14 protein-coding genes are annotated in these 12,724 nt (G+C 63.4%); 6 read left to right on the plus strand and 8 right to left on the minus strand.

The features are described from left to right. Positions 1 to 78: 78 nt before the first annotated feature. Positions 79 to 2,007, minus strand: coding sequence for a calcineurin-like phosphoesterase family protein (locus ACE03M_RS10605; protein WP_143921387.1), 1,929 nt, complete (start codon positions 2,005 to 2,007; stop codon positions 79 to 81). 189 nt (positions 2,008 to 2,196) lie between these two features. Between ACE03M_RS10605 and ACE03M_RS10610 the strand changes: the two genes are divergently transcribed. Genes ACE03M_RS10610 through ACE03M_RS10620 form a run of 3 tightly spaced genes read left to right on the plus strand, consistent with a single transcriptional unit; the run spans position 2,197 to position 5,175 of the window. Continuing rightward, positions 2,197 to 3,471, plus strand: a complete 1,275-nt coding sequence (locus tag ACE03M_RS10610; RefSeq protein WP_143921386.1) for a magnesium transporter MgtE N-terminal domain-containing protein — start codon at positions 2,197 to 2,199, stop codon at positions 3,469 to 3,471. Positions 3,472 to 3,473: 2 nt separating this feature from the next. Beyond that, the gene (locus ACE03M_RS10615; protein WP_143921385.1) at positions 3,474 to 4,007 is read left to right on the plus strand and encodes a DUF1003 domain-containing protein; all 534 of its coding nucleotides are present in this window, start codon (positions 3,474 to 3,476) and stop codon (positions 4,005 to 4,007) included. Positions 4,008 to 4,050: 43 nt separating this feature from the next. Then, positions 4,051 to 5,175 (plus strand): Mrp/NBP35 family ATP-binding protein, encoded by a 1,125-nt coding sequence (locus ACE03M_RS10620; RefSeq protein WP_143921384.1) that lies wholly within the window; start codon positions 4,051 to 4,053, stop codon positions 5,173 to 5,175. A 64-nt stretch (positions 5,176 to 5,239) separates the two neighbouring features. Here ACE03M_RS10620 and ACE03M_RS10625 read toward each other — a convergent pair whose 3' ends face one another. Further along, positions 5,240 to 5,704 carry a twin-arginine translocase TatA/TatE family subunit gene (locus ACE03M_RS10625; protein ID WP_485933920.1) on the minus strand — a complete coding sequence of 155 codons (465 nt, stop codon included), beginning with the start codon at positions 5,702 to 5,704 and terminating at the stop codon, positions 5,240 to 5,242. 61 nt (positions 5,705 to 5,765) lie between these two features. Between ACE03M_RS10625 and ACE03M_RS10630 the strand changes: the two genes are divergently transcribed. Together ACE03M_RS10630 and ACE03M_RS10635 are read left to right on the plus strand one after the other, a co-directional pair. Continuing rightward, the gene (locus ACE03M_RS10630) at positions 5,766 to 6,122 is read left to right on the plus strand and encodes an MGMT family protein (RefSeq protein ID WP_260847996.1); all 357 of its coding nucleotides are present in this window, start codon (positions 5,766 to 5,768) and stop codon (positions 6,120 to 6,122) included. Positions 6,123 to 6,158: 36 nt separating this feature from the next. After that, entirely contained in the window at positions 6,159 to 6,797 is a 639-nt protein-coding gene (locus ACE03M_RS10635) for an O-methyltransferase (RefSeq protein WP_485933921.1), read from the plus strand. 85 nt (positions 6,798 to 6,882) lie between these two features. On the opposite strand, the gene ACE03M_RS10640 is transcribed toward ACE03M_RS10635, so the two are convergent. The 6 genes from ACE03M_RS10640 to dapE form a co-directional block, all read right to left on the minus strand. Next, the gene (locus tag ACE03M_RS10640; protein ID WP_009881711.1) at positions 6,883 to 7,053 is read right to left on the minus strand and encodes a DUF3117 domain-containing protein; all 171 of its coding nucleotides are present in this window, start codon (positions 7,051 to 7,053) and stop codon (positions 6,883 to 6,885) included. Between the two features lie 131 nt (positions 7,054 to 7,184). Beyond that, positions 7,185 to 8,420: a hypothetical protein gene (locus tag ACE03M_RS10645; RefSeq protein WP_485933922.1), complete on the minus strand. Its 1,236-nt coding sequence runs from the start codon at positions 8,418 to 8,420 to the stop codon at positions 7,185 to 7,187. Continuing rightward, a complete protein-coding gene (locus tag ACE03M_RS10650; protein WP_143921380.1) occupies positions 8,417 to 8,686 on the minus strand; it encodes a DivIVA domain-containing protein in 270 nt (89 codons plus the stop codon). The genes ACE03M_RS10645 and ACE03M_RS10650 overlap by 4 nt, the downstream gene beginning before the upstream one ends. A 31-nt stretch (positions 8,687 to 8,717) precedes the next feature. Further along, positions 8,718 to 9,617, minus strand: coding sequence for a dihydropteroate synthase (gene folP / locus ACE03M_RS10655; RefSeq protein ID WP_222103577.1), 900 nt, complete (start codon positions 9,615 to 9,617; stop codon positions 8,718 to 8,720). Then, positions 9,614 to 10,456 carry an LOG family protein gene (locus ACE03M_RS10660; RefSeq protein ID WP_485933923.1) on the minus strand — a complete coding sequence of 281 codons (843 nt, stop codon included), beginning with the start codon at positions 10,454 to 10,456 and terminating at the stop codon, positions 9,614 to 9,616. Before ACE03M_RS10660 ends, folP begins: the two co-directional genes overlap by 4 nt. 6 nt (positions 10,457 to 10,462) lie before the next feature. Continuing rightward, positions 10,463 to 11,629 (minus strand): succinyl-diaminopimelate desuccinylase, encoded by a 1,167-nt coding sequence (gene dapE / locus ACE03M_RS10665; protein ID WP_143921378.1) that lies wholly within the window; start codon positions 11,627 to 11,629, stop codon positions 10,463 to 10,465. A gap of 43 nt (positions 11,630 to 11,672) precedes the next feature. Between dapE and dapD the strand changes: the two genes are divergently transcribed. Continuing rightward, entirely contained in the window at positions 11,673 to 12,617 is a 945-nt protein-coding gene (gene dapD, locus ACE03M_RS10670) for a 2,3,4,5-tetrahydropyridine-2,6-dicarboxylate N-succinyltransferase (protein WP_485933924.1), read from the plus strand. The last annotated feature ends 107 nt before the right edge of the window (positions 12,618 to 12,724 follow it).

The following is a 12,724-nucleotide window of genomic DNA, read 5'->3' on the forward strand; positions in this document are numbered from 1 at the left end:
CCCCCCCCCCCCCCCAACAGGTGCAGATCTGCTTCAGAAGTCTCGCCCTGTTTCAGCAGTCTCGCTCAGGGGAACCGATCAGTTCGAGTCCGCCTGGCGTGCCTCGTCCGAGTCGAGTCCCTTACGGTCGTCTTCGTCGACCTTCTTCTCCTGCTGAGTGCTGAAGCCGTCCTTCGCCAGCTGCTTCTTCGAGGTCTGCGCCGCAGCGGCTTCGTCCTCGACAACGGTGAAGCGGATGGTCTCCGTGTACTCACGACCGTAGCGGTCCGTGCCGGTCACTTCGGCCTTGTGGGTGCCGAGGTCGAGATGAGTCGGCAGCTCGGCTCGCCACAGGTGCGAGCTTGACTGTCCGACGCTGCCCGATGTCCGCAGGTTCTGCGAGGCCGTGTAGGGATCGGTGTACTCCCAGCCCTTCGCCAGCGACTCGCCCTTACCAGGCTGAGTGTGCTCGGCGACGGTATTCGACTTGCCGTCGAAGCTGACCTCGACCCGAGCATCTGATGTGCCGGCGAGGAAGCTCGATGTCAGCCAGGAGTCGCCCTGTTTGAGGTCCTCGCGGGTCACGACGCGCTCGGAGATCGCCTCTGGCTCTTCACCTGCCTTGTCTGCGTCCTGCCAGTCCTGTGCTTTCTGTGCCCAATCGCGCCATTCTGGTGAGTTCACGCCCAGCAGCAGCTGGTGGTCATCGGACTCGTTGCGGACGGTGTAGCGTTCGCTGCGGTCGGAGCCGTCGAATTCGAGGGTTTGTACGCCCGGTTCGGATGCATCACCGGTGAAGGAGTAGGGCAGCCCGTCTGCGTTGAGTCCACCCGAGTACCAGTCACCGGAGACGGCACCGGCGACGATCTGGGTGTTGGGAAGGGTGTCGATGCCCTCGTCGGCCCATTCCTTGCGCTGTTCACCGGCCACGAGGTTCTCCTGCGTGTGCGTGTGACCGCCGACGGTCACCGCATTCGGGTAGTCGGAGATGACGTCATAGAATTCTTTGGCGTCCTCGGCGACAACCTGTTTGTGAGTGACGATCGGCACGTGGGTCGCGATGACGACGTGGGCGTTGCTCGGCACGTTCTTGAGATCGTTTTCGAGCCATTCGAGCTGCTCTGCTCCGATCTTCTCCTTGTACTTCTTCGTCGACTGGTTGCCCGAGTATTCGATGCTGTCGAGGACGACGAAGTGCGTCTTGCCGACGTCGTAGGAGAAGTGGCCGGGTCCGAACTGGTCACGGAAGGTATCGAGTGCGTGGGCGTCGTCCGGGGAGTCGTAGTCCTGGTCATGGTTGCCGGGAGCAGCACGAACCGGACCATTCATCTCAGAGTAGATGTCGCGGAGCTCGTCGTTGAGGCTGAGGTCATCGCCCACATTGTCTCCGAGCAGGAGGACTCCGCAGCCCTTGTAGTCGTCACGATCGGCAAGGTCGCCGACGGCACCGTCACGGGCGTAGCCCATTTCGGTCTTGTCATAGGCCTGGGTGTCGGAGGCGATTGCGCAGTTCTGTTTCGCCGAGGCGGTTGCCGATGACTCGATCATCGGGAAGTTCACGGCCTTCGGGGTGTCCCCTGTCGGTTTGATTCCACCGAACTTGAGCTGTGGCGACCCCTTCGGCAGGTGGTTGTAGCTGAACTGCGCGAAATTGTCCGAGTCGACCGGGACCTGCCAGCCGGACGGCTGGGTGATGGAGACCGTCATATTGTCACGAACGGGCAGCTCGTAGGAACCCTTGCCGTCAGTCTGCACGACGTCGATGCCGTTGGTCACGGCGACGTCGGCGATGCCCGTTTCGTCTCCGTCGAGCTTCGAGTTCTCGTTGACGTCATCGAAGACCTGACCCCGCAGAGTCTCAGGGTCATCGGCCTTGCCGCGGTCCACCTGCACGTGGCCTTCGTAGAGTTCGGCAGGGGAATCGGCGGCCGCTGCAGAGCTTGCGCCCACCAGCGGCGCCATCAGGGCGAGAGCGGCGCAGGCGCTTACTCCTGTCACCACACGCGGACGAATTCGTCTTTCAGACATAATGGTCTCCTTGTATTCGGTAGTGGGAAGTTCTGCCGAGAAAAGACCCTAGGGAGGCTGTGAGACTCCTGTGTGGCCGCGGCACGGCCCGTTAATGAACAACAAGTGATGTCGGAATGGCGGAGCTCGACGATCTCGATCTGCGCCGCCTCGCTCACACCAGGTCCATGACCCCGTAGGCTTGAGATCATGAGTGGTCCACCGAAAAGAGTCTTCGTCGCGCGCCTCATCGCCGTCCCTGTCTTCGACCCTCTCGGGGACCAGGTCGGGCGCGTGAGAGACGCCGTCATCGTCTACCGCGCCACCATGCGGCAGTTTCCTCGGGTCATCGGCCTCGTCGTCGAAGTTCCCGGTCGCAGACGCGTTTTCGTGCCGATGGGCAGGGTGACCTCAATCGACTCCGGTCAGGTCATCACCACCGGACTGGTGAACATGCGCCGCTTCGAACAGCGCCGCTCGGAGACGCTGGTGATCAACGACCTCCTCGACCGTCGTCTGCGCCTGCGCGAGGACGACTCCCCCATCCAAATCGAAGACGTCGGCATCGAACAGCAGGTCAACAAGGACTGGGAGGTGACTCGCCTCTTTGTGCGAAGAGTCCAGGAACGCAGTGCGTTCTCGGCCTTCCGACGGCGCGGTGAGACGATGCAGATCTCCTGGTCGGACACCGAACATCCTGCCGACTCCGACGTCGACCAGGAGGCCACGCAGCTCATTGCGGCCTACCAGGATACGAAGCCCGCCGACCTCGCCGACGTTCTGTTCGAGATGAAGCCCGAACGTCGACTCCAGGTCGCCCGCGCCCTCGACGACGTGCGCTTGGCTGATGTCATCGAGGAGTTGCCCGATGAGACGCAGGTCGAGCTCCTCTCCGCCCTCGACACCGAACGTGCGGTGACCGTCCTCGAGGAGATGGAGCCCGATGACGCGGCCGACCTCCTCGGCGAGCTCAGCGATGAGCAGGCCGAACGGTTCCTCGCCCTGATGGAGCCCGACGACGCCGAAGACGTACGCACCCTGCTGTCCTACGACGACGACACCGCCGGTGGGCTGATGACCACGGAACCGGTCATCCTGACCCCGGAGACCACCGTCGCCGAGGCGCTGGCCCATGTCCGACGGGAGGATCTTCCCGCGGCACTGGCAGCAGCGGTCTTCGTCTGCCGACAGCCCATCGAGACTCCGACGGGCAAGTATCTGGGCATCGTCCATATTCAGGAGATGCTGCGACATCCTCCGCACGAGGCGGTCGGCATCATGCTCGACACGGAGGTCGAGGCGCTGCCTCCGGACTCGCCGCTGGGCGAGGTCACCAAGCTGCTGGCGGCGTACAATCTGGTGTCGGTGCCGATCACCGACGAGAACGACCACCTCATCGGTGTTGTCACCGTCGACGATGTCCTCGACGAGTTGCTGCCCGACGACTGGCGGGTCACCGGTCGTGATGATCTCAGGAGGGGATAGCCGTGGCTGCTGACGATTTCGACGTTCCCCGTTCAAGCAAACGCAGACTCCCCAACATCGCGATGTCACCGGAGACCTTCGGTCGTGGTGCCGAGGGCTTCGCCCGGTTCATGGGCACTCCCGCGTTCCTCGTCGGTATGACCGTGTTCTGCGCCGTCTGGCTGATTTGGAACACTCTCCTGCCCGAGTCCTGGCAGTTCGATCCGCGGTCGTTGAACTTCACACTCCTGACGTTGATCCTGTCACTGCAGGCCTCCTATGCCGCACCGCTGATCCTGTTGGCAGAGAACCGCAGCACAGACCGTGACCGTGTCGAGTTCGAACATGACAGGCAGCGCGCCGAACGCAACCTCGCCGACACCGAATACCTGGCACGTGAGGTCGCGGCTCTGCGCATCGCCATGCGTGAGGTGGCCACGCGCGACTTCATCCGTTCCGAGCTCAAGGACCTACTCAAGGAACTGGAAGAGGACGCAAAGGCACCTGAGGACAATCCGATCAGAAGTGACCGCCCCGATGACGAACAGGTAGGCTGAAGGCCCCGAGAACACTGATCGGGAAGAGAAAGGACGTGAGCACATGAGTGGGCCATCCGAGGACAACGTTCGGGAAGCTCTGACGGGCGTCATCGACCCGGAGATCCGCCGCAGCATCGTAGAACTCGACATGGTCGAGTCCATCAGCATCGACGGCGGCAAGGTCACCGTCACCGTTCTTCTCACGATCTCCGGCTGTCCTCTCAAGGACACGATCACCAAGGACACCACGGCGGCGGTGTCGAAGGTCGAGGGCGTCACCGAGGTGTCGGTAGTCCTCGGCACCATGACTCCCGAGCAGCGCACCGCGATGCGCGAGAAGCTCCAGGGCGCCGGCACGAGCCGCGAAGTCCCATTCAACAAACCCGACTCCCTGACGAAGGTCTATGCCATCGCCTCAGGCAAGGGCGGCGTCGGCAAGTCGTCGATCACTGCGAACCTCGCCGTGTCCCTGGCCCAGAGCGGACTGCGGGTGGGTGTCGTCGATGCCGACATCTACGGATTCTCGATCCCGGCCATGCTCGGACTCTCCGGCAAGCCGACCCGGGTCGATGACATGATCATTCCGCAGGTCGCCCACGATGTGAAGGTCATGAGCATCGGCATGTTCGTGCCGGCCAACCAGGCCGTCGTCTGGCGCGGACCGATGCTCCACCGCGCCCTCCAGCAGTTCCTCACCGATGTCTTCTGGGGCGACCTCGACGTGCTCCTTCTCGACTTGCCTCCGGGCACCGGCGACATTGCGATCTCTGTGGCTCAGCTGCTTCCGGGATCCGAGCTCCTCGTCGTCACCACCCCTCAGCAGGCTGCCGCGCAGGTCGCCGAACGCGCAGGTTCTATCGCGACTCAGACCGACCAGCGGTTGGCTGGTGTGATTGAGAACATGTCTTGGATGGAGATGCCCGATGGCACTCGACTGGATGTCTTCGGCTCCGGAGGCGGCGCCCAGGTGGCCGCGAATCTGTCCGAGACGATCGGTTCTCAGGTCGAGCTGCTGGCTCAGGTGCCGCTGGATACTCAGGTCCGCGAAGGTTCGGACTCGGGGACGCCAGTAGTTCTGGGACAACCGGACTCCCCTGCCGCGCGGGAATTCGCGTCTCTGGCTTCGTCGCTGGCTCATCGCTCGCGCGGTCTGTCCGGACGATCTCTGGGCCTCAGCCCGGTCTGATCCGTCTGCTCGTTCTGACTCAGGTTGTCCTGATCCAGGTTGTCCTGATTAAGGTCGTTCTGACTCAGGTCGCTTCGGTATCGAAGGGCGCGCTGACTGAGCGATCACGCAGGACGGTCTGAGCCTGGAAGCGTTCGATCGGCGACAGGGTCTTCGGGCGGGACTCGGCAGCGGAATCTGCGACGTCTGTGGAGCCTTCAGAATCGATCGCCTGAGCGGATTTGTCGCTGCCCGCCGTCGACTGCTCCCGAAGCTTCGACTCCCGGATGGCTGAGTCTTCTTCGACGAGAGCCTCTCGTACGATCCGGCGTGGATCGTACTGGCGTGGATCCAATTTCTGCCAATCGACGTCATTGAAATCGTCCCCGAAGTCGCGACGCACACTGTCTTTCGCGCCCTCGGCCATGCGACGCATCTGGCGTACCAGGTCGCGCAGCTTCTGCGCGTATTCGGGCAGGCGTTTGGGCCCGATGACGACAAGAGCGACTACCACCAGGATCAACATCTCGGTGCCGTTGATACCCAACATGGGAACAAGTCTACCGTGCACCGCAGTAGGCTCGACTCACGGTCAGCACAGAATCGGACACATGCCACAGGAGGGAGCTGCGCGAATGGACGAGGTGGTTGTGGAACGAGTTCTGCGTATCGTCGAACTCGTGCCGGAGGGCAGCGTCGTCAATTACGGGACCATCGGACTGGTCGCCTCCTGCTCACCGCGCTACGTCGGGCGGGTGATGAAGGAATTCGGCTCGAATGTCACCTGGTGGAGGGTCGTCAACGCCGCTGGAGTGCTGCCTGAGGCTCTGCTTCCCGCGGCTCGCGAACACTGGGATGAGGAGGGCACCCCGCACACACATGAGAAGGTCAGCAGATCGGCCTTCGTCGACGTCGAAGATCTCGAGGAGCTGTGGCGGACCCACGGAATCGATCCCGGGAGCGGTTAGACTTGGAACCAAATATCAGCCGAAAGGGAGGGCCGATTGTCACGCGAGAACGCAGGTGATCTCACCTTCTCCGAACAGTACAACGGGCCCGATCCGCTCCTGGACGCCGCGCGGGCGCTCTCACACGAGAACGGCCTGTCCCCGGTGTCGCAGACGACGGCGTCGACGCTGACTCTTCTGGCCCGTCTGCTCACACCTGTCGCCGCGGTCGAAGTCGGCACTGGTGCCGGCACTTCGACATTGGCGCTGCTGCGGGGAATGCCCAATGCAGGGATCCTGACCTCTATTGACACGAACTCCACAGCTCAGAGTGCCGCCCGCGATCTCATCGACATGGCAGGCATCCGACACAGCCGTCTGCGCCTGATGAGCGGGCGTGCCGAAGACGTCCTCCAACGTCTGGCACCGAGCGCCTATGACATGGTCTTCATCGACTCGGAACCAACCAACCTCGAACGCATGATCGAACCTGCGCTGCGTCTGCTCGACGCTCACGGGCTTCTCGTCATCCACCAGACGCTGCTCAAGGGCGGCGTGGCCGATCCCGTCGACCGTTCGCCGCGGACCCAGGCGGCGCGGGGGCTGCTCAACCGGCTGGCCGAACAGGAAAGCCTCGAACGCGTCCTGCTGCCCATCGGCCAGGGCCTGCTGATGGTGCAGAAGACCCGGCGGTGAATGCGGAAACAGCAGAGACTCTGCGAAGTCTCTGCTGTTCGGTTCGCTGAGCTGATTGCTCAGCTGGGAAAATGTGCTGTGCTGCTCACTGGCCCAAGGTCTCGGCCAGGGTGTCGTGCAGATCTGTGGCTTCGTCTCTGCTGAGTTCGATCACCAGACGGCCTCCGCCCTCGACTGGGAGCCGCATCACCATGCCTCGACCTTCTTTGGTCACTTCCAGAGGTCCGTCGCCGGTGCGGGGTTTCTGGGCTGCCATGTGGGCTCTTCCTTCCGTTGATTATGCAAAGACGGTTCACTCTCGATGGACCGAATGTTGTACACACGATTATTCCACGATCCGGTCAAGGACGGGTAACCCGATCGAATTATGACATCTGAGCTTGTCTGTCAGGGCGGCAGATCCGCCGGTGGAGTGAAGTGCCACAGATAGGCGACCCACACGATCTGAAGCAGGACGAACGCGCACAGCACCGCCGCCCGGTACCCCCGAGAGCGGACCAGCGACAGGGTCAGTGCCATCGGGAACAGCGGCAACAGCAGTCGCAGGGTCGAGGTCTGCGGAGTGAAGAAGATGAGCAGGTAGACACCATAGGCCAGACAGAAGTACTGCAGGGTCCGGCCCATCCTGGCCCCTGCCGGGGAGAAGATCAGGGCCAACATTCCTGCGATGACGACGAAGAGGAGCACCGGGCCCAGCGGACCGATGAGACTGTTGGCCTGAGCCAACCACTGCACAAGGTAGGTCGACTCCCCCGTGTGCCATGCCGCCTCGGTGTCCGTGTACGCCGTCAACGATCCCGTCGTCAACCACGCGTGGGCGGGGTGGACCAGCGCCGCGACGCAGGAGAGCACACCCAAGGACCAGGATCGGACCACCTCGGCGAAGGGATACGCATCCTGCTTGCGGTGAGCGAATCGATCGATGAGGTGCAGCAGCATGAAGAAGGAGAAAGCGACGCCGATGGGGCGAGACAGATCCATCAGGAACACGACGGGTATCGCGCTCAGGTAGCGGCGTTCGACGACGAGGAAGAGCGCGGTGGCCTGCAGGAGGAGCGTCACAGACTCCGCATACCCGGTGGAGAAGATGGCGGCCGGGGGAAAGAACATCACAAGGGCCAGACCCGTCAGGGCCTGTCCCGGGTCCGTGTATCTGCGAAACAGCGCAAGGATGACGATAGCGGCGAGTCCGGCTGCGATTGTCGAGACGATCGGAGAGATCACCTCGTAGCTCAGGCCGGTCACGCTCGAGAGGTTGCCGACCACGGCCGGATGCAGCGGGTAGAACGCCCATTGGTTCTCCGTCACCGCTCCCGACTCATCAGTGGGCAGGATGCTCGGGTAGCCCTCCTTCGCGACTCGGCCGTACCAGCCGCCGTCCCAGAAGTTGAGGAAGTCGTTGAGGGTGGTGGTGACAGGACTTGAGGACCAGTTCGCCGGGTCCTGGCGCTTGAGGACGGCGGCGAAGATCGAGATGCTCACGACTCGTGAGACGAAGTAGACGGCGATGGCCTGCACCCACACGGGCAGGGTGAGGAACAGGGTGCCGAATCGTGACAAGCGGGAGGAGTTGAAGACTTCAGGGGCGAGGGTGATTCCGGGGAGGTCGTGGGCTCTGCTCATTGCTGCCCGCGTGCGGCTTCCAACTCGTGGATGCGAGTGCGCAGCACTCTCATCGCTTCATCGACGTCCTCCATGCGGTAGCCCCGCAGGGCGGGCCGGAATGAGAGTCTGTCGAGATCCTCAGGTGTGAAGTCGTGGGGCAGAGGCTCCCACGCCGCTTCGGTCTCCTCAGCGGATTCGGCGGAGAAGACGTTGAATGTTGCCGCCAGCACGATCACGAGTACGAATATCGCTGCGGCCACTCCGATCACAATCCACAATGGCATACGGTCATTTTCTCACAGTGGGCTCGCCGGCTCAGCGCAGGCCGCGCACGGTGTGTTTGGGTACCGCATCTCCGGTGATCGCCAGGGTCACAGCGAGGGCGTCTGCAGTGGCGCGGACGTCGTGGGTGCGGATCATCGCAGCACCCTTGGCTACGGCCAGTGCGGTGGCCGCGATCGTTCCGTGGAGTCGCTGCGACGGTTCCACGTCGCCGATGGCCTCGCCGACGAAGTCCTTGCGAGAGATTGCCAGCAGCACTCGGAATCGGGTCTCGGTGAACGTCTGAAGTTCACGAAGCAGCCGCAGTGACTGATAGGTGTTCTTCCCGAAGTCAGGTGTCGGATCGATGATGATCTTCTCGGCCGTGACACCAGCGTCCAGTGCCGCCTCGGCCAGCCCGATCACTCCGGCCAGAGTCCGGCCGACGACTTCGCCTGCGGTCAGACCGTATCGATTGCGGTGGGCATCGGTGCGCGGAGACAGACCGCCCGTATGCGAGCAGACGATGCCCACATCGTTCTTCGCTGCGACGGATGCCAGCTCGGGATCGACACCGGCCCAGGTGTCATTGAGCAGTCCGGCGCCGGCCGCGCAGGCCGCTTCGGCGACCTCGTGACGCCAGGTGTCGACGCTGATGAGCATGGTGGGGTGACTGTGCGCGACGGCCTCGATGACGGGGCAGACACGGTCGATCTCCTCGGCCACGGAGATCTCCCGGCCCCGGCCGGCCCGCACTCCTCCGATGTCGACGATGTGCGCACCTTCCTGCGCAGCTGCGGCGACCGCGTCGATGGCCTCTTCGGCTGTGGACGCGGATTCGTAGAACGAGTCCGTGGTCCTGTTGATCACGGCCATGATGGCAGGATTGCCCGGCCGTGCCTGTGACAGGTGGAAACCGCCGAGGTGGGGGCTTGGCTGCGCTGCATCCCTCACTGTCGGTCTCCGTCTTCGGCGATGGCGGTGCCGATGATGTCGACGACTTCATCGATGTCATCGGTGAGGGTGAACAGGTTCATGTCTCGGTCGCTGATGGTGCCTTCGGCCAAAAGGGTCGTGGTCATCCAGTCGACAAGTCCCTGCCAGTAGGCGGTGCCGAAGAGCACGATCGGAAACGAGGTGACCTTTCCGGTCTGCACCATGGTGAAGGCTTCGAAGAGTTCGTCGAGAGTGCCGAAGCCACCGGGCATGACGACGAAGCCTCGCGAGTATTTGAGGAACATCGTCTTTCGGACGAAGAAGTAGCGGAAGTTCACGCCGAGTTCGACGTGGTCGTTGAGTCCGGATTCGAAGGGCAGCTCGATGCCGAGGCCGATCGAGACTCCCCCGGCCTCCCGGGCACCCAGGTTCCCGGCTTCCATGACCCCTGGCCCGCCGCCGGTGATGATTGCGTTGCCACGGGCGGCGATTCTCCGGGCTATCTCACGGGCATCCTGATAGGCCTGCGTGTCCGCGCTCAGTCGGGCCGAGCCGAAGATCGACACGGCCGGTCCGATCTCTGCCAGGGAGCCGAACCCCTCGACGAACTCGGATTGAATCCGAAGCACTCGCCAGGGGTCCTGGTGGACCCAGTCGGAGGTGTCGCGGGATTCGAGAAGGCTCTGGTCCGCTGTGGTCGTGGGCACCTGAGAGCCGCGCAGGCGCAGGGACCCTTTGCTGTAGAACGCCGCGTCAATGGGTGCGGGGTCATCGGTCGGGGATTCGACCACGGCCGGATCGTTGGTGGCTGGTTCGTTGGTGGCTGGCCCGCCGGCAGCCGGATCGTGCACGCCCATTGGGGCTCAGCGCCCTTCGAGGTATTCGCGCAGCGTCCGGGTGGCCTCTTCGACCTCCGTGACGGCGACATGCTCATCGGACTTGTGGGCGTACAGGGGGTTGCCTGGCCCGAAGTTCACTGCAGGCACTCCCAGCGCGCTGAACCGCGAGACATCGGTCCATCCCAGCTTCGGTGCGGGTGAGAGCCCAAGAGTGTCGATGAAGTCCTGAGCGATCTCGCGATCGAGACCGGGCCTGGCACCCTCTGCCGCATCCGTGACGATGACGTCGAAGCCGGTGAAGAACTCGCGCAGGAACCCCTCTGCCTCGGCCGCGGACTTGCTTGGGGCGAAACGGTAGTTCACGGCGACTGTGCAGGCATCGGGCACGACGTTGCCCGCGACTCCCCCGGAGATCGAGACAGCGGACAGGGATTCACGGTAGTCGAGTCCGTCGACGTTCACGGTCCCGGTTTGGTGCTCGGCCAAGCGTCTCAGTACTTCTGCGGCGGCATGGATTGCGTTGACTCCCATGAAGGCACGTGCGGAATGGGCGCGGATCCCGGTCGTGGACACGTTGACCCTGATGGTGCCGTTGCAGCCGCCCTCGACGGAAGCGTTCGAGGGTTCTCCGAGAATCGCGAAATCACCGCCTAACCAGTCGGGGTGGTTGCGTGAGACTCGTCCGAGTCCGTTGAGGGAGGCGTCGACCTCTTCGTGGTCGTAGAAGACCCAGCTGACGTCACGGTTCGGTTCGCGCAGGGCCGCGGCAGTGACCAGCGCCATCGCGACACCTGCCTTCATATCGCAGGCACCTCTGCCCCAGATGACCTCGTCGGCGGTGTAGTCGGCACCGTCCAGGTGCGTGCGCCGAGCCGGAAGGTTGTTCTCCACCGGCACCGTGTCCAGGTGCCCGGCGACGACGATGCGTTCGGAATGCCCCAGCTGGGTGCGAGCGACGATGGTGTCTCCGTCGCGCAGGATCTCCAGGTCCGGTCCGGGCCCCGCACCGATGCGGTTGAGCACCTCGGCGACAGCATCGGTGATCGTTGTCTCATTGCCGGAGACCGATTCGATGGCACACAGGCGACCTGTGAGCTCGGCAGGGTTGTTGAGTGCTTCGAACAGGTAATCGGCCAGGTCACCGGTGGGGGTGAAAACGGATTCGGTCTCAGCAGATGGATCGACAGTCATACCGCTTAGCCTAGTACTGCCGCTAGCGACTAGTCTTGGTGGCATGACAGAACGCATAGTTTCCGCGCGTGGCTTGGCCACCCTGCACAACGACTCAGTCCTCACCGCCTGGTACCCCGCCCTGAGCACGGGAGAAACTCCAGACGCCGCCGAGGAGGCCGCCGTCTCCCGTACGAACACCGACGGGCTCGATGCCCTCGTGGGCACCGATGAAGCCCGCGGCACTCGAACTGAGGTCGTGACCACGACGATCGACCTAGACGCCGGTCCCGCCTCAGCCGCCGACGCCTACCTGCGCCTGCATGCGCTGTCTCACCGTGTGGTGGCTCCCAATGATGTCAACCTCGACGGGATCTTCGGTCACCTCGCGAACATCGTGTGGACATCCGCCGGCGCCTGCTCTCCGGAGGACTTCGAAGCCACCCGCGCCAAGCTGCTGGCCAACGGTCCCGTCGCCGTCTTCGGTCTGGACAAATTCCCGCGTATGACCGACTTCGTCATACCCTCCGGTGTCCGCATCGCCGATGCCGATCGCGTCCGCCTCGGCGCACATCTGGCCCCGGGCACGACCGTCATGCACGAGGGCTTCGTGAACTTCAATGCCGGCACGCTGGGCTCGGCGATGGTCGAAGGACGTATCTCCCAGGGCGTCGTCGTCGGCGACGGTTCCGACATCGGCGGCGGTGCCTCCATTATGGGCACCCTCTCGGGCGGCGGCACTCACCGCATCTCGATCGGCAACGGCAGCCTGCTGGGTGCGAACTCCGGTGTGGGCATCTCCATCGGAGACGACTGCATCGTCGAAGCCGGGCTCTACATCACCGCCGGCACACGCGTCACCGTTCCAGGTGACGATGAGACGGTCGTGAAGGCCTCCGAACTCAGCGGTCAGAACAACATCCTCTTCCGCCGCAACTCCGTCACCGGCGCCGTCGAGGCGATTTCCCGCTCGTCCAAGGGCATTGAGCTCAACCCCGACCTTCACTGAGCTTCAGGCTGCTGACCTCTATGCTGAGGCTCGGTCGGCTGCACTGCAGACGGTTGAGCATCAGTTGGCTGAGTAGGCCATGAACTGACACCGACGAGGGCGCGTCC

It is taken from the genome of Brevibacterium sp. AGC70, from assembly GCF_057334195.1.